This window comes from Reyranella sp. CPCC 100927, assembly GCF_007859315.1.
GTDB lineage: Bacteria > Pseudomonadota > Alphaproteobacteria > Reyranellales > Reyranellaceae > Vineibacter.
In genome coordinates this window covers 1-15,578 of record NZ_VOHA01000004.1, presented here as the reverse complement: position 1 = coordinate 15,578, position 15,578 = coordinate 1, and the positions used below count along the sequence as shown (strand labels likewise).

General features: G+C 66.3%; 14 protein-coding genes. 3 read left to right on the top strand and 11 right to left on the bottom strand.

The genetic code is table 11. The annotated features are described in order from the left end of the window. Positions 1-5 precede the first annotated feature (5 nt). From FQU96_RS12740 to FQU96_RS12710, 7 genes are all read right to left on the bottom strand, one after another. Positions 6-554: a hypothetical protein gene (locus tag FQU96_RS12740; protein ID WP_146541666.1), complete on the bottom strand. Its 549-nt coding sequence runs from the start codon at positions 552-554 to the stop codon at positions 6-8. Then, the gene (locus FQU96_RS12735; protein ID WP_146541665.1) at positions 539-2,038 is read right to left on the bottom strand and encodes a Gldg family protein; all 1,500 of its coding nucleotides are present in this window, start codon (positions 2,036-2,038) and stop codon (positions 539-541) included. The genes FQU96_RS12740 and FQU96_RS12735 overlap by 16 nt, the downstream gene beginning before the upstream one ends. Beyond that, complete coding sequence (locus FQU96_RS12730) at positions 2,035-2,736, bottom strand: ABC transporter permease (RefSeq protein WP_146541664.1); 702 nt, start codon at positions 2,734-2,736, stop codon at positions 2,035-2,037. Before FQU96_RS12730 ends, FQU96_RS12735 begins: the two co-directional genes overlap by 4 nt. After that, entirely contained in the window at positions 2,733-3,452 is a 720-nt protein-coding gene (locus FQU96_RS12725; protein ID WP_146541663.1) for an ABC transporter ATP-binding protein, read from the bottom strand. Before FQU96_RS12725 ends, FQU96_RS12730 begins: the two co-directional genes overlap by 4 nt. 84 nt (positions 3,453-3,536) lie before the next feature. After that, positions 3,537-4,415 (bottom strand): N-acyl homoserine lactonase family protein, encoded by an 879-nt coding sequence (locus FQU96_RS12720; protein WP_146541662.1) that lies wholly within the window; start codon positions 4,413-4,415, stop codon positions 3,537-3,539. 258 nt (positions 4,416-4,673) lie between these two features. Beyond that, positions 4,674-5,780 carry a cyclase family protein gene (locus tag FQU96_RS12715; RefSeq protein ID WP_146541661.1) on the bottom strand — a complete coding sequence of 369 codons (1,107 nt, stop codon included), beginning with the start codon at positions 5,778-5,780 and terminating at the stop codon, positions 4,674-4,676. A 218-nt stretch (positions 5,781-5,998) separates the two neighbouring features. Then, positions 5,999-7,078, bottom strand: coding sequence for a cyclase family protein (locus FQU96_RS12710; protein ID WP_146541660.1), 1,080 nt, complete (start codon positions 7,076-7,078; stop codon positions 5,999-6,001). 173 nt (positions 7,079-7,251) lie between these two features. Between FQU96_RS12710 and FQU96_RS12705 the strand changes: the two genes are divergently transcribed. Further along, positions 7,252-8,343 (top strand): GTP-binding protein, encoded by a 1,092-nt coding sequence (locus tag FQU96_RS12705; protein ID WP_146541659.1) that lies wholly within the window; start codon positions 7,252-7,254, stop codon positions 8,341-8,343. A gap of 29 nt (positions 8,344-8,372) precedes the next feature. Here the strand turns inward: FQU96_RS12705 and FQU96_RS12700 are convergent, their stop codons facing one another. The 3 genes from FQU96_RS12700 to FQU96_RS12690 all read right to left on the bottom strand — a co-directional run bounded on the left by FQU96_RS12700 (position 8,373) and on the right by FQU96_RS12690 (position 11,476). Then, entirely contained in the window at positions 8,373-9,935 is a 1,563-nt protein-coding gene (locus tag FQU96_RS12700; protein WP_146541658.1) for an amidase, read from the bottom strand. A gap of 249 nt (positions 9,936-10,184) precedes the next feature. After that, positions 10,185-10,616: a hypothetical protein gene (locus FQU96_RS12695; protein ID WP_146541657.1), complete on the bottom strand. Its 432-nt coding sequence runs from the start codon at positions 10,614-10,616 to the stop codon at positions 10,185-10,187. Between the two features lie 92 nt (positions 10,617-10,708). Beyond that, positions 10,709-11,476 (bottom strand): N-acyl homoserine lactonase family protein, encoded by a 768-nt coding sequence (locus tag FQU96_RS12690; protein WP_178130480.1) that lies wholly within the window; start codon positions 11,474-11,476, stop codon positions 10,709-10,711. A gap of 48 nt (positions 11,477-11,524) precedes the next feature. Between FQU96_RS12690 and FQU96_RS12685 the strand changes: the two genes are divergently transcribed. Together FQU96_RS12685 and FQU96_RS12680 are read left to right on the top strand one after the other, a co-directional pair. After that, positions 11,525-12,706: a hypothetical protein gene (locus FQU96_RS12685; protein WP_146541655.1), complete on the top strand. Its 1,182-nt coding sequence runs from the start codon at positions 11,525-11,527 to the stop codon at positions 12,704-12,706. Between the two features lie 24 nt (positions 12,707-12,730). Next, positions 12,731-13,933, top strand: coding sequence for a hypothetical protein (locus FQU96_RS12680; RefSeq protein WP_146541654.1), 1,203 nt, complete (start codon positions 12,731-12,733; stop codon positions 13,931-13,933). A 34-nt stretch (positions 13,934-13,967) separates the two neighbouring features. Here the strand turns inward: FQU96_RS12680 and gatB are convergent, their stop codons facing one another. After that, positions 13,968-15,419: an Asp-tRNA(Asn)/Glu-tRNA(Gln) amidotransferase subunit GatB gene (gene gatB, locus FQU96_RS12675; protein WP_146541653.1), complete on the bottom strand. Its 1,452-nt coding sequence runs from the start codon at positions 15,417-15,419 to the stop codon at positions 13,968-13,970. Positions 15,420-15,578 lie beyond the last annotated feature (159 nt).

Genomic DNA, 15,578 nt, shown 5'->3' with positions numbered 1-15,578 from the left:
GCGCATCACGGCTGCCCCACCACGGCATCCCATGCATCGGCGACGTGCTTGGGCACCAGCCACAGGGTATCGTCGCCAACGACACGCGTATAGCGGGCGAGGCCCAGAGGGTTCTCGACACCGAAAGCGATGGTGAACGCCGCCGCGTTGACATCGACGACGCTGACCACCAGTACCGGCGGCGCCAGGCCGAGGTCGGTGGCCGGCATGCTGGCCGCCTCCTCGGCGGTGAAGCGCCGCTCGGGCTTGGCGTTGCGCAGCAGTTCCAGGGCCTGCTCGATGCGCGCCGCGCGATCGGGCGCGATGTCGGTGGGTGGGTCACCCGTGCTCCACGCGCCCTGCGGCGAACGGCGATAGTGCCGCTGGTGACCGCCTGCGTCGATGACCAGCGCCCGCACGTCCTGCGGCGCGCGCCCGGCGAGAAATCCGCTGGGCTCGAACCGCTGCAGCCCCGCCTCTGGCCGTTCGCCGCGCATGGCGACCACGCCGACGAAGCCGGCCGCCACCAGCGCCAGCGCCGCCCAGGCTGCGCGTTTGGTCAGCGACGCCGCCACCACATCACTGCTCCCGCCAGCACGATCAGGCCCGGCAGGCCGATCACCGTCACCAGGAAAATCCATCGCATCTGCGCGTTGGTGAGCGCCACCGTCGGCAATACCTCGACCGGCGGTTTCATGGTCGGCGCGCTCTCCTCGCGCATCAACCAGGCAATGCTGCTCAGCGCCAGGTCGGCGTTCGACAGATAGGGAAAGAACGAGTTGCTGATGAAATCGGCATCACCCGCGACCAGCATCCGGAACGGGCGCGTGCCACCGGGCAGCGTGCCTTCGCTGGCCACCGCCAGCGCGCGTGGTCCGCGCGGCGCACTGGCCGCCTGGCGCTCGACCGCCAGCCGGTCGGTGACCACATAGCTCGATGCGCTGCTGGAAAAGAGCACGCTGCCGGTCACACCCGGCGCCGGCACGGCCCGCACCGGGCGCATGCCGGGGTAGAACGTCACCGCCAGGAAGCGCGTGATGGGATGTCGGGCATACTGCGTAACGGCAATCATCTGCTCGTCCGTATAGTAGTGCCCGGTGGGATCGACCACGACGCCATCGTCGACCGCGGCACCGGCGGCGGCCAGCAGCGCCGCCAGCCGCGGCTCGATGCCGTAGTCGGGCTCGAACAGGAAAAGCGCACTGCCGCCGCGCCGCAGATACGCCCCCAGCACCTCGGCCTCGGACGGCGCATGCTGCGTGCGCGGGTTGGCGTCGACAACGACGCTGCAGTCCTCGGCGATCGCCCGCGCGCCGGCGACCGTGATCTTGCGCACCTTGATGCCGAGCTTGTCGAGCGCACGGCGCAGGCGGCCGACGCCGTGCTGCTCCATCTGCACCACCGCCATGCCCTGGATGTCGTGGCTGTGCGAATGGGTACCCTCGAAATGCGTGTGGAACTCGAAATTGTCGATGTCGTACTCGCCGTGATCGGAGACAAAGCATACGGTCTTGGCGTCGGCCCGGGTGACGCGCAGCAGGGCCAGGGCGATCTCGCGGTCGTCGGTGGTCGGCACCTCCAGCCGCCTGCCGTCGCTGATCAACAGGGCGGTGTTGTACAGCTTCACGCCGTAGTGGTTCGCCGCCGCCGGGTTCTGATCGGGGTCAATGGTGCGCACCTTGAGCCGCGGGTTGAGCCGTCCCATCAGCTCGACCATGACCACGGCATGGCGCGCCGCCGGATTGCCCTTCTGGTAGAAGTAGACCAGTTCGACATCCTGCTGCAGCGTCGCCACGACGCGTGTCGCTTCGGGCGACGGCGTGAAGGACCGCTCGCGCGTCAGATCCAGGTGCAGGTCGTTGCGATAGAGCGCCACGTTGGCCGCCAGCACCACGCCCGTTGCCGCCAGCACGGTCAGAGCCCGCCCGCTCCACCGCCGCCAGCCATGCGGCGTCGGCGGCAGGCGCAGGCCGGCCACGAACAGGGCGACCAGCGCCACCGCGATGCCCAGCACCCACAGCGCACCCGGCCACAGCGATGCGTCGGCATGCTCGCTCATCGCTCGGCCAGCCAGCGCGTGGTCAGGAACAGCGCCAGCATCGCCAGCGTCACGAAATAGCCGATGTCGGAGACGAAGACCGATCCCGTCACCATGGGCCGGAAGTGGCCGATCAGCGACAGGTTGATCGCCACCGAATCAAACGGCGCCGGCAGCAGGTAGGCCACCGAGTCGGCAAACCACAACATCAGCGCCAGGCCCAGCGACAACGCGGCCGATACCACCTGGTTTTCGGTGACGCTGGACGTCATCAGGCCGATCGCCACCAGCAGCGCGCCATGCAGCATCAGGGCCAGGTAGCCGCTGTAGATCGGGCCCCAATCGGGCTCGCCGTACAAGCCCAGGATCACGGCGTAAACCAGCGAGCCGGCATACATGCCGTACACCAGCGCCAGGCCGGCCAGGAATTTGGCGAGCACGATCCAGATCTCGCGCACCGGCGCCGTCAGCAGCAGCTCCAGCGTGTCGGCGCGACGCTCCTCGGCAAAGGCGCGCATCATCAGCACCGGCACCAGCAGGATCGACAGCACGTACATCTGATGGAAGATGTAGATGAGGTTCGCGGTCTTGGTCGCGAACAGGGTCAGCGCGAAGCTGTAACCCAGCACCAGCAGGAAGACGGCGGCCAGCACGTAGCCGATCGGCGACGTGAAGGTCGCATGCAGTTCCTTGCGCAACAGGACGGCCAGCGCGCTCATGTCAGGGACAGGAACCAGTCTTCGAGGTCGGGCGTGTCGGCAACGCTGCGCACGCCCAGCAGCCGCCCGCCGAGCAGGATCGCAACCCGGTCGGCGGTCCGGCCGACCTCGGTCAGGATGTGCGAGCTCATGATCACCGTGTGGGCGCCGGCGAGCGAGCGGACCAGTTCGCGTACCTCGATGATCTGGCGCGGATCGAGCCCGTTGGTCGGCTCGTCGAGCACCACCACCTCCGGCGCATGGATCAGCGCCTGGGCGATCGCGACACGCTGGCGGTAACCGCGCGACAGCGCGCGCGTCGGCTTGCGCAGGACATCGCCCAGGGCCAGGCGTTCAACGACACGGTCGATCGACGCCCCAAGGTCGGCCGGCGCGATGCCGCGCAGGCGGCCCATGAACGCCAGGAACTCGTGTACCCGCATGTGGCCGTACAGCGGCGCCGCCTCGGGCACGTAGCCGAGCCGGCGCCGGGCCGGCAGCGCATCGCGCACCGTGTCCAGTCCCGATACCGTCAGCCGCCCTCGCGTCGGCGCCAGGTACCCTGCCAGCATGCGGATGAAGGTCGTCTTGCCCGACCCGTTGGGGCCCAGCAGCCCGAACACCTCGCCGCGCCGGATCTCCAGCGACAGGTCCTGCAGCGCCGTGACCGGGCCGTAGCGCTTGGTCAGCGCCTCGGCAACCACGGCGAACTGTTCGCTGTCGGATCCGTTGTTCATGTCAATGCAAGCCGGGAACCTACCCGAGACGACAGCGGCCCGGCGTTGACCGGGCCGCGTATCATCATTCGATCCGCGCGATGCTCAGTCGTAGAACTCCGGCGCTTTCTTGGTCGCCTTGAAGATCTCGGCATCGTGCGCAATGAAGAGCTGCGCCTTCTCGACGTCCCGGATGTGGCGAATGCGGGCGTAGCTCTTGTACATGTCGCCCGGGCTTTGCGTACCGGGGATCGGCGGGATCAGGTTCTTCTCCAGGCTCTCCTGCATGTAGACCACGTCGCTGGTCAGGATCACCGAGCCGGTCTTGGGCAACTTGACGACCATGAACTGGCTGCCTGGCGTATGGCCGGGCGCCCGGAAGAGGCGGATGGATCCGTCGTTGAACAGATCGAAATCGCCATCAAGGCGCATCACGTCCATCTTCTTGGTGTCCGCGAAGTCGCCCGGAATATAGTAGACCGAGAAGCCGACATCGGGCCACCACGCCGCCTTCATCTCGACGTCCTGCACCACCAGGGTCGATTTCGGGAACTGGCCGACATTGCCCGCGTGGTCCAGGTGCATGTGGCCGACCACCAGGTATTTCACGTCCTCCGGCTTGAGGCCGATCTTGGCGAGCTGCACCGGGATGGCATCGTCCTTCGTCATCTTGAGGCCGAAGCCCTTGGCCAGCGGGCCCCACCATCCCTCAGGGTCGGTGATGGTCTTGTCGTTGTTGCCGCAGTCGAACATCACCACGCCCTTCGGGTGCTTGATGATGTAGAAGCTGACCGGCATGTAGTCGATATTGCCGGTGCCGCCGATCTGCAGCGCCGCCTTGGGGAAGCCGCCCATCGAGCCCGACGTGAAGACGTAGAGCTTCGGCCCTTCTTGCGCCTGCGCCGGCTGGCTCAGCAGGGGCAGCGCCGTCAAACCCAACAGCGCCGCAATGGAGACAAGAGTCCGGCGGATGCCCTTCTGCATGGCGACCTCCTCCCGGGCTGCGAGCGAAGGCCACAGCCTCTTCGTTACCGAGTGGTAATTCCCTCAGTATGCAAAGGAATAGTCCGCCCCATCGTGCTCCCGGTCAAGATGCCGGTGCGGTTGTATCCCACGAGCGCAAATACCCGCACTCCGGGCTGGCTTCCCCTCGGCCAGACATCAGTCATCGTTCACCGCGGGTTCCACAAAAAGAAAGGCGCTGTTCGCGACAGCGCCTTTCCCACGGAATCGCGAGCGCGATCAGGTCATGGCCAGCGGGCCGCCATTGGAGCCTGTGCCGCCTTTGATTGGCGCCGGCGAGAAGACGTAGACGAACTGGTACTTGTTGTCGGCGATCAATGCTGTGAAGTCCAGGTTCTCGTGATTGTAGATGCCGTTCTTACAGATCACCTCGGCATGAACCGCGAACGCCAAAGTCTTGTCGGGATTGGGCACGACCTCGGTTGCCCAGGTATCGGCGCCGATCACGGTCGCGCCCTTGTCAATGATCCACTTGGCGACCTCGAGGCCGATGCCGGGTTCACCGCTGTTGAATTTGTCGTTGTTCTTCATCCACAGCTTGCCCCAGCCGGTGTTGAAGAACAGCCCGTCGCCTTCCTTGATATCCTCTTCCTTCATGTTCTGCTTCTGCATCGCGGCGCGCAGGTCGGCGAGTTTGATCTCCTCGCCCGCTTCCAGCATCTTGCCCTTGAGCCCCTCGATGTCGAAGAGATGAGCGCGCGTAAAGAGGGGCTTGCAGTTCTCGATCCCGAGCCTGGTCAGTCCGGTGCTGACCGACAGGCCGCCCGCCACTGTCATCTCCTGCAACGTGACGCCGTTGTAGAAGCGCATCTCGTTCTTGTCGCCGTCTTTGCCCATCTGGACGCCAATATGGCCCAGGCCATCGAATTGGGTGCCGGTCTGCCCGATCTCGGTCGACAGGTATTCGTCGAAGTAGATCAGCTTGTTGGCGCCGAACGGACCACCGGTCGGTGCCCCGGGGATGCGCAGCGTGAAGGCGCGATCGCCGAACTTCGGCATGGCAGCTTCATAGACGCGGCCGATGCGATAGATCTTGCCGTCCTTGATCCATTTAGCGCTGTCCAACACCTTCGCCGGCGTAATGTGGTTGGAGGCACCCGCCTGATCGTCCTTGCCCCATTTCGGGTGCGGCCACCATGGCTTGTCGCTCATCGCAGGCGTCGCCTGGGCGAGCTGGATATTCTGCGCCGAGGCGAACTTGTGCCCCATCGCGCCGAAGGCGGCCGCGGCACCGCCGACCAGCGTTGCCGCTTTCAAGAAGTCACGGCGGTCAGCCACGGGCGTGTCGTCCCCGCCGGACTCGCGGCGAATGTCGTCCTTGTCCATGATCGCTCTCCTCCCGGCCGCCTGGGTGCGTGTATGCGTTGACACGCGGTCGGCCCGTTTCGAAATCTCGACTGCAAAACAGCGGCCGTCAACGGACACAACTTGCGCAACGCCGAAAGATCGTCGACGTAATACTATTGCAAATATTGCGACTATGTTCCGGCACCAGGAAGAAGGGCATCGCGAACGCAACACCCTTCCCGCGTGATGTCCGTCCCTCACGTCACGGCGATCGGCCCGCCGTTGGAACCGGTCGCACCTCTGACGGGCGCCGGTGAGAAGATGTAGGCAAACTGGTGTTTGCCGTCGGCGATCAGCGCCGTGAAGTCCAGGTTCTCGTGGTTGTAGATGCCCTGCTTGCAGATCAGTTCACTGTGCACCGGGAAGACGAGGTTCTTGTCGGGGTTGGGCACAACCTCGACAGCCCAGCAGTCGCCGCCGGTGACGCAGGCGCCCTTGTCCACCACCCATTTGGCAACCTCCAATCCGATGCCGGGCTCGCCGCTGTTGAACTTGTCGTTGTTCTTCATCCACAGTTTGCCCCAGCCGGTGTTGAAGAACAGCGCGTCGCCTTCCTTGATATCCTCCTCCTTCATGTTCTGCTTCTGCATGGCCGCACGCAGGTCGGCGACCTTGACCTCCTCGCCCGCTTCCAGCATCCGTCCCTTCAACGCCTCGATATCGAACAGATGGCCGCGCGTGAAGATCGGCTTGCAGTTCTCGATTCCGAGCTTCTTCAAGCCATAGGCGGTGATCATCTCGAACTCGGTGACACCGTTGTAGAAACGCATCTCGGTCATGTCGCCATCCTTGCCCATCTGGATGCCGATGTGGCCCAGTCCGTCGAACTGCGTGCCGGTCTGGCCGATCTCGGTGGCGACGAACTCCTCGTGACCAATCAGCCGGTTGGCGCCATATGAGCTGCCCGTCGGGGTGGTGCGCAGGTTGAAGGCGCGTTCGCCGTATTTCGGCATCGCCGATTCATAGACGCGGCCGATGCGATAGATCTTGCCTTCCTTGATGCCCTTGATGGCGTCCAGCACCTTCGCCGGCGTGATCCAGTTCGAGGCGCCCGACTGATCGTCCTTGCCCCACTTCGGATGCGGCCACCATGGCTTGTCGCTCAGCGCCGGCGCCTGGGCGACCGGGGTACTCTGCGCCGAGGCGGGTGTCGCCCCCATCGCGCCCAGGAGGGCGGCCGCACCGCCAACCAGTGTCGCTGCTTTCAGGATATCGCGACGGTCGGCATCCGGCGCTTCGTCTTCCGTCGCCTGGCGACGCAGCTTGCTCATGTCCATGATGGCTTTCCTCCCGGCCGGTCGTGGGCCTGTGTATTGACATGCTGTCGACCGGCACCCAGTCTTCGTGCGAAGTTCGCACGGGTCAACAGAAGCAAGTTGCGCAACATTGAACGAACACGTCGCAATACTGTGGTCGCTTAAGTAATGGGCGACGCGGGAGGGGTACATCGATGAGCCTGTTCGATCCCGACAAGTCCGCCGGCCGCATGCCGGTGGCGTTGATCACGGGCTTCCTCGGCAGCGGCAAGACCACACTGCTCAACCACATCCTGCGCGACCCGCGCATGGCCAGGAGCCTGGTGCTGGTCAACGAATTCGGCGAGATCGGGCTTGATCATCTCTTCGTGCAGTCGGTCGACGGCGACATGGTGCTGATGAAGTCGGGCTGTGTCTGCTGCACCATCAAGGGCGATCTCGAGCGCACGCTGCGCGACATCGCGCGCCAGCGCCAGGCCGAGGCGCTGCCGCCGTTCGACCGCGTGCTGATCGAGACCACGGGCCTGGCCGATCCGACACCGATCATCGCTCTGCTGCTCAACAATCCCATGACGGCGCACGACTATCGCCTCGATGCGGTGGTGGCGACCGTCGACCTCGTTCACGGCGCAGCCCAGCTCGATGCGCAACCCGAGGCCGTGAAGCAGGCCGCGGTCGCCGACCGCGTGCTGCTCACCAAGGGCGATATCGCCTCTGCCGAGCAGCGCGCGGCTCTCGATCCGCGACTGGCGACGCTCAATCCGGGCGCGCCACGCTTCGAGATCCAACAAGGCGTCGTCGATCCCGCCTTGCTGTTCGACGCCGGCCCGTTCGATCCGGCCGGCAAGACCGACAAGGTCCGCGACTGGCTGGCGGCTGAAAACGTCACGGCGCACGAACAGCATGGCCACGATCATGATCATGATCATGACCACGTCCACCACCACCATGGGCATGCGCCCGCCGATCTCAATCGGCACGACGCCAGCATCACGAGTTTCTGCCTGACCTGGGACCAGCCGCTGGACTGGGACGTCTTCCACCGCTGGCTCTCCGCAGTGCGCGCCAACTGGGCCGATCGGCTGCTGCGCGTGAAGGGCGTGCTGAACGTGATCGGCGAGGATCAGCCGTTGGTGCTGCACGGCGTGCACCACGTGTTCCATCCGCCGACATTGCTGGCACGCTGGCCCGACGACGACCGACGCTCGCGCCTGGTCTTCATCACCCGCGATCTCGCCCGCACCGACGTCGAGGCGAGCTGGCAGCAGATGCTGGCAATGGCGTAGAGCCCATCCCATGAAGCGCGTATGAAGCGCTACAGCTTCGGCGGTACGAACCCACCAAAGGTCTGTTCCAGCAGCTGCGCGAAGCGCAGCGTCGTGTGATCCTCCAGGAACGGCCCGAGGATCTGCACGCCGATCGGCAGGCCGGCCGGGGTACGGTCGATCGGCGCGACGCTGGCAGGCAGGCCACCGGCCAGTGCCAGACCGGCCCACACGATGTTGTTGGTGTAGGATTGGCTCTGGCCGTCGACATCGAGCCGGCGCGCGGCGCCCTGGTTGTGGTCGTGCGGGTAGGCCACTGTCGGCATGACCGGGCACAGCACCACGTCGACCTGCTTGAACAGGGCCGCCCATTGCCGTTGCTGGACGGCACGCTGCCGGCCCGCGGTAGCAACATCGCGCCACGCGGCATTGGCGCCGCGCACGTAGATCGCATCGAGGCTCTGGTCATCGGGGCCCATCTGGGCAGCCAGCGTGCGCATCCGTTCGTAGAACGCCGGCGGCTGGCCCTGGCTCAGGATCGGGGCCAGCAGATGCATGTATGTCCGCGTCGCCGCAGCCAGGTCCGGCAACAGTGTGCTCTCGCGCGCCACGCTGACGCCGTCCTTGCCCAGCCGATCGGCCAGGCCCGCGATCGAGTCGCGGACCGCCGTCGACGTGGGACACAGCGGATGGGTGTCGATGACCAGCACCTTGAAGTCGCGCAGCGCCTCATGGCGCGGCGGCGGCAGTGCCAGTTTCCACCCCACCCCGTCGCGCAGCTCGTCGGGCCCCGCCATGACCTGAAGACCCAGCGTCACGTCGGCCGCCGTGCGCGCCATCGGGCCACACACCGAGAGCCCGTCGCCCGCCGTCGGAATCGCCGGCGCACCAGGAAAGGTATGGCCGCGTTGCGGCACGATGCCGTAGGTGGGCTTGTGCGCGAACACGCCGCAATAATGCGCCGGCGCGCGCAGCGATCCGCCGATGTCGGAACCGGCCTCCAGCGCCACGTAACCCGCCGCCAGCGCCGCCGCCGAACCGCCTGAGGAGCCGCCGGGCGTACGGCTGACATCGTAGGGATTGTTGGTCGTGCCGTAGATCGGGTTGGTGCTCTGCCAGTCGGCCAGTGCCACCGGCACGTTGGTCTTGCCCATGATCACGGCGCCGGCCGCCTTCAGGCGCTGCACCACGAGCGCATCCTCGGGCGGCCGCCAGTCCTTGAAGGTCGGGATGCCCCAGGTCGTGGGCAGGCCGGCCACGTTGTAGGCCTCCTTGACCGTCATCGGCAGGCCCAGAAGCGGACGGCGCTCGCCGCGCGCCAGTGCCTGGTCGGCGGCCTGCGCTGCCTGCCGCGCCCGCTCGAAGTCCCGCACCACCACCGCGTTGATGCGCTTGTCCAGTGCCTCGATGCGCGCAATCGCCTGGTCCAGCAGGTCGACCGCCGATACCTTGCGCGCCGCAAGGTCCGCCACCAGATCGCGCGCACTGCGGTATGCGGCATCGACCGGCGGCGCCTGCGCGAACGCGCGCGATATCCCTCCTGTCCACGCGACCGTGGCCGCGGCGCCGGCCAAAAACGCGCGACGGTTCACCCAATCCGGAGGGGCGTCCATGCTGGTCTCCCGATTTCGACGCCCTACTCTGCGGCCGACGCGACAACGCCGCCAGTTCCAGATTCATGATCACCCGGCCGACCTGGCGACGCCCCCTAGTACCGACTATCGGCGGAGTGTGACTCAGGATTGTCATCCCGAGCACAGCGAGGGATCTTTCGATGCAGGCGCATTCGTGCGTCACTCTCAGAAGATCCCTCGCGCTGCGCTCGGGATGGCGGCTGGATCAGGGACGCGTGATTCCGAGTACTAGCGACGTCCCACGTCGATCGCCTCCACGACCACGCGAGAGCCACCCTGGCCTGATGCCGGACCACGCTGGATGGTGGCGACAAGATGATAGGTGTGCCCGGCCTGGACGGTGACGGGCAGGTCGATATCGGTGGCCGGCGCGAAACGCCGGCGATCGGCCGGGAAGAAGTCCAGTCGCAGAATTGTCGTGCCAGGTGCCACGCGCACCCGCTGGCACGGCTGGCCCGCTGATGCCTGGGCGCATGGCGCCAACTGACCGCCGACGGCTTTGATCACCAGCGTGCCGGCGTTCCGCGGTCCGGGTCCAATCACCGCGGTGTTCTGCAACGGGCCGGCGGCCACGTCGTTGACGGTGGCGGTGCGGAGGCCTTGTTCCGTACATGCGCCCAGCAGGGTCAGCATGGCGGCGATTGAAGCGATGTTCCTCATCACGACCTGACGGATAGGAGATATCATAGTCGTGCGGACGCGATGGGCGGCCGCAACCAAGACCCAACGATAGACCGGCGCGGGCGTTCCCTCTAGAAAATCGCTTCAGGTGCCTGGGGCACCGTCCGCCAGAAATCGGCGTCGTGGCCGAAGAAGATGCGAGCGCCGCCCTGCTCCAGCGCCGCCAGCCGGTCGAGCGAGGCCAGCATGGCCTCGCGATCGTAGACGAAGCGCGGCAACCGGCGCTCCCGCAGCGAGCGGCAGAAGTAGCAGGCGTCCCCTGCCAGCACGACGTCACCCGAGTCCAGCCGCACGCGCAGCGACTGGTGGCCGGGGGTGTGACCGTGCGTCGGGATACAGACGACGCGGCCATCGCCGAACAGGTCGTGCTCGCCATCGGCCAGGATCAACGGGTGGCCGTGATCGATGTCCTGCTTGAAAAAGCCGACCTTGGCGGCAACCTCGGGTATCGATGCTGCCGCCCATTCGCGGCGCTGCACCACCACGGTGGCGTTGGGGATCAGCTGGTTGCCGCCACAGTGGTCGAAATGCAGGTGCGAATTGACGATGTAATGCACCTTGGCGGGATCACGGTCGATCGCTTCCAGCCGGGCGCTGACCTCGTCGCCGGGCCTGAAGGCGTCGAAGCCGAAGATGCGGGCCACCCGCTCGCCCAGCCGGCCGGCGGCATCGGATTGCAGTTGCGGGTGCATGCCGGTATCGAACAGCACCGTACCCTTGGGATGTTCGATCAGGTACGACGGGATGGGCAGCAGCACGGTGCCGTCCTCGCCCTCGATCATGTCCTTCAGGCGCCCCGTGATGCGCCCGCAGGTCATAGCATAGAGTTTGACCGTCATGGCTCTCGTTTCCTTCCCTCCGTCGTCCATAGCACATAAGCTCGCGCCATGATCCGGATCGGCATTGCGCTTGCGGCGCTTGCGGTATGCGCTGCTGCCTCAGCACAGCCGACGCCGCGCACCACCCTCGACGTTGCCGTCCCCGCCAACGATGGCTTTGTCCTGAACCCTTACGGGGCACCGGGGCGTCTGGCGATCGCCCGCGACGGCGTCCACTACGTGTTGCAGCACAGCTTCAAACCGATACCCAATGCATCGCCGCCGACGAGCGAAGGCAAGGTCGACTTGTTGGCGCTGGCCCCTGACGGCGCGGTGAAACAGCGCCGGCCCGTGCCGATCGAGCACAGCATGGGCTTCGTCGGTTTCGATCTCGACTCGCTGGGCGTCGTGGTGACGCGCTCGGGCGAGCTCGTCATCTTTGCCAGCGGTTTCAAAGGAGCCGCGGCCGCCCGAGCCAGCGCGACACTGTTCCGGTTCGGCCCCGATCTCGGCCTGAAGAAGACGACGCGCCTGGGCCCGCCGAATGCCAAGTCGGCCAAGGGCGACGACCTCGAGTCGTTCTACAGTGCCGGCGTCTATGTGCCGACCCCTGACAATGGCGTGCTGCTGGGTGGCGGTTTTGGCCCCGGCCCCCAGGCCTGGTGGATGGGCAAGTTCAACCTCGACGGCAAGCGCTTGTGGCAGGCTGGTCCCGGCAACGGCATTCCCGAGCGCGTCGCCGCGATTGCGCCGCGCAAGGGCGGCGCTTGGCTCAGCCTGGTCACCGAGATGCGCAAGGGGAGCGGCGAGCTCGAGTGGTTCCTGCGGCGCTACACCGCCGACGGCAAGCTGACCGACCGCAGGCGGGCGGCGGTGCCGATCCATGCCGCTGCTACGGTCCTGCGCAATGGTGCGGTCATTGCGCTCGACGCCGACGAGGGTAAACGAGAGGGCGAGCTGGTCTTCGTCGACGACAACGGCCGCGCCGAGCGCCGCGCGCCTTGGCCTTTCGCGCAAACGGTGTCGATGATCGCCGACGGCGATGGCATCGCCGCGATCGTCGAGACGAAGGTGGACTCCAAGACGGAGCGGTTCATCGTACGCGCCGACGCCAAGGGTGCGGTCCGCTGGCGCAGCGCCGCGGTTGCCGTCGACGAGATCGTCATCGCGCCGGATGGCGCTATCGCCGCCCTGGTCCGCGTCGGCAAGAGCGACGCCGTGCTACACTTGGTGCGCTACGCCGATCCATAGACGATCGCAGCCCGAGGCTTCCGCATGGACGCGCGCATGATCCGCCTGATCGCCCCGCTGATGTCAGCCGCGATGGCCGGCGCCGCACTCGCTCAACCGGCGCCCCGCGTGATGCTGGACGTACCCGTGCCGGCAGCCGAGCGCTTCCGCATCAATCACGAAGGACCGGGTGCCCGCCTTGCCGTCGGGCGCGACGGTACACACCACATCCTGGTGCATCAGTTCCAGCCGGCAGCGCAATCCTTGGAGCCGGCAACCGCAGCACGCATCGATCTCGTCGCGGTGGCATCCGACGGGGAGCTGAAACGCCGGCAGACCTTGCCGGCCACGGAGAAGATCACCTTCAACGGTTTTGCCATCGCGTCGCTGGGCATCGTGACCGCGAGCTCCGGCGATCACGCCGTGTTCTGGAGCGCCAACGATCCGGACATCCCGGCACGCGGCGGCCGCAGCCGCTTTGCGACACTGCTGCACCTGGCCGCCGACGGCGGCGTGAAGAAAACAAGCGCCATCGGACCGCCGAACGTGGCGCAAGGCCGCACCGATGCGCGCGCCTACTACGAGCTCTACGTTTATGCCCCGACGCCGGATAATGCGGTGCTGCTCGGCGGCGGCTTCGGCAGTGGCCCGTATGCCTGGTGGATGGGCAAGTTCAATCTCGACGGTGTACGTCTGTGGCAGGCAGGCCCGGGCAACGGCTTCCCCGAGCGTGTCGCCGCGGCAGCGCGGCGCGTCGACGGCAGCTGGTTGAGCCTGGTCACCGAGATGCCCCGCAGCGGCGGCCTCGACTGGGTCATCCGCCGCAACGCCGCGGACGGCACGGCGTTGTCCCGCACCCGGCTGCCGATGCCCGTCGGTTACGAGGCGGCGGTACTGCGCAACGGCAGCGTGCTGATCGCCAACGCTGGCGACGGCCGCGCCGCGGCGCAAGAGCTGGTTTTTGTCGACGATCGGGGCCACATCCGGCGCCGTTCGCCGTGGCCGTTCGCGCAGACGCTGCGACTGATCGCCGATGGCGATGGCCTCGCCGCCATCGTCGAGGACGACGCGGCATCCGATGGGCAACGCACCGTGGTGCGCGCCGATGCCACGGGCGCGATTCGCTGGCGCAGTGCGGCTGCCGACGTCACGGAAATCATGCGTACGCCGGACGGCCACATCGCCGCCCTCGTCCGCACCGGAAAGGACGGCGAAGGGCTGCGCCTGGTCCGCTACGCCGATCCGTAGACGTCAGCTCTCCCGCGGGCGGGAGAGGCAATCGCTACGCGTCCAGCGCCTTCTTCAGGATGTCGTTGACCGCCTTGGGGTTGGCCTTGCCGCCGGTGGACTTCATCACCTGGCCGACGAACCAGCCGAACATCGACGGCTTGGCCTTGTAGGCGGCGACCTTGTCGGGGTTGGCATCGACCACGGCCTTGACCGCGGCCTCGATGGCGCCGGTGTCGGTGACCTGCTTCAGGCCGCGCTCCTCGACCAGCACCGCCGGATCCTTGCCGGTCTCCTCCATCGCCACGAACAGATCCTTGGCGATGCGGCCCGAGATCGTGCCGTCGGCCATCAGGTCGAGCATCTTGCCCAGATTCTGGGCGCTGATCGGGCTCTCGCCGATGGCCACGCCGCGGCGGTTGAGCATGGCGAAGAAATCGCCGGTCACCCAATTCGCCGCCTGCTTGGCGTCGCGGCCTTTGGCCACGCCCTCGAAGAACAGCGCCGTCTCCTGCTCGGCCACCAGCACGCCGGCATCGTAGACGGAGAGGCCATAGTCCTTAACGAAACGCGCCCTCTTGGCATCGGGCAGCTCGGGCAGATCGGCTTTCCAGCGCGCGACGTCCTCTGCCTTCAACACCAGCGGCAGCAGGTCCGGATCAGGGAAATAGCGATAGTCGTGCGCATCCTCCTTGGCGCGCATCGACTGCGTCTCTCCCTTGCCGGGATCGAACCGGCGCGTCTCCTGTCGGATGGTACCGCCGCCCTCAATGACCTCAATCTGGCGGCGCGCTTCATACTCGATCGCCTGGCGCACGAAGCGGATCGAGTTCACGTTCTTGATCTCGCAGCGCGTGCCGTATTCAACGGTGCCCGCCTTGCGCACCGACACATTGACGTCGCAGCGCATGGAGCCTTCCTCCATGTTGCCGTCGCAGGTGCCGAGGTAACGCAGGATCGAGCGCAGCTTGGTAAGGTAGGCCGCGGCCTCATCCGACGAGCGCAGGTCGGGCCGCGACACGATCTCCATCAGCGCCACACCCGACCGGTTGAGGTCGATGTAGCTCTGCGTCGGATGCTGGTCGTGCAGCGACTTGCCGGCGTCCTGCTCCAGGTGCAGCCGCTCGATGCCGATGGTCTTGGTGGTGCCGTCCTTGAGCTCGATCTCGACGGCGCCCTCGCCCACGATGGGGTCCTTGTACTGCGAGATCTGATAGCCGGCCGGCAGGTCGGGAAAGAAGTAGTTCTTGCGGTCGAACACCGAGCGCAGGTTGATCTTGGCGTTCAGTCCCAGCCCGGTACGGACTGCCTGTGCCACGCAATGCGCATTGATCACCGGCAGCATGCCGGGCATGGCAGCGTCGACCAGCGACACCTGGGTGTTGGGATCGGCGCCGAATGCCGTCGGCGCGCCCGAAAACAGCTTGGCCTGCGACACGACCTGGGCATGGACCTCCAGGCCCATCACGATTTCCCAGTCGCCCGTTTCGCCCTTGATCAAAGACATGATTCGCCCGGTGGAAAGCGCAAGATATGGCGGTACTTAGGGCTTGTTGGAGCAGATGTCCATTGCATCCCTCCCCCACGCAGTGGGGGAGGTGGCCGAAGGTCTTCAGCCGCAACATGGGTAACAGTTTGTGCTCACCACATGGGTAACAGTTTTCTC

Excerpts from the sequence above, each read along its gene's own strand:
- FQU96_RS12720 (WP_146541662.1), bottom strand. The coding sequence starts at position 4,415 with ATGCAGAAGGGCATCCGCCGGACTCTTGTCTCCATTGCGGCGCTGTTG.
- FQU96_RS12685 (WP_146541655.1), top strand. The coding sequence starts at position 11,525 with ATGATCCGGATCGGCATTGCGCTTGCGGCGCTTGCGGTATGCGCTGCT.
- FQU96_RS12680 (WP_146541654.1), top strand. The coding sequence starts at position 12,731 with ATGGACGCGCGCATGATCCGCCTGATCGCCCCGCTGATGTCAGCCGCG.
- FQU96_RS12730 (WP_146541664.1), bottom strand. The coding sequence starts at position 2,736 with ATGAGCGCGCTGGCCGTCCTGTTGCGCAAGGAACTGCATGCGACCTTC.
- FQU96_RS12695 (WP_146541657.1), bottom strand. The coding sequence starts at position 10,616 with ATGAGGAACATCGCTTCAATCGCCGCCATGCTGACCCTGCTGGGCGCA.
- FQU96_RS12715 (WP_146541661.1), bottom strand. The coding sequence starts at position 5,780 with ATGGACAAGGACGACATTCGCCGCGAGTCCGGCGGGGACGACACGCCC.
- FQU96_RS12710 (WP_146541660.1), bottom strand. The coding sequence starts at position 7,078 with ATGGACATGAGCAAGCTGCGTCGCCAGGCGACGGAAGACGAAGCGCCG.
- gatB (WP_146541653.1), bottom strand. The coding sequence starts at position 15,419 with ATGTCTTTGATCAAGGGCGAAACGGGCGACTGGGAAATCGTGATGGGC.
- FQU96_RS12735 (WP_146541665.1), bottom strand. The coding sequence starts at position 2,038 with ATGAGCGAGCATGCCGACGCATCGCTGTGGCCGGGTGCGCTGTGGGTG.
- FQU96_RS12690 (WP_178130480.1), bottom strand. The coding sequence starts at position 11,476 with ATGACGGTCAAACTCTATGCTATGACCTGCGGGCGCATCACGGGGCGC.
- FQU96_RS12725 (WP_146541663.1), bottom strand. The coding sequence starts at position 3,452 with ATGAACAACGGATCCGACAGCGAACAGTTCGCCGTGGTTGCCGAGGCG.
- FQU96_RS12700 (WP_146541658.1), bottom strand. The coding sequence starts at position 9,935 with ATGGACGCCCCTCCGGATTGGGTGAACCGTCGCGCGTTTTTGGCCGGC.
- FQU96_RS12705 (WP_146541659.1), top strand. The coding sequence starts at position 7,252 with ATGAGCCTGTTCGATCCCGACAAGTCCGCCGGCCGCATGCCGGTGGCG.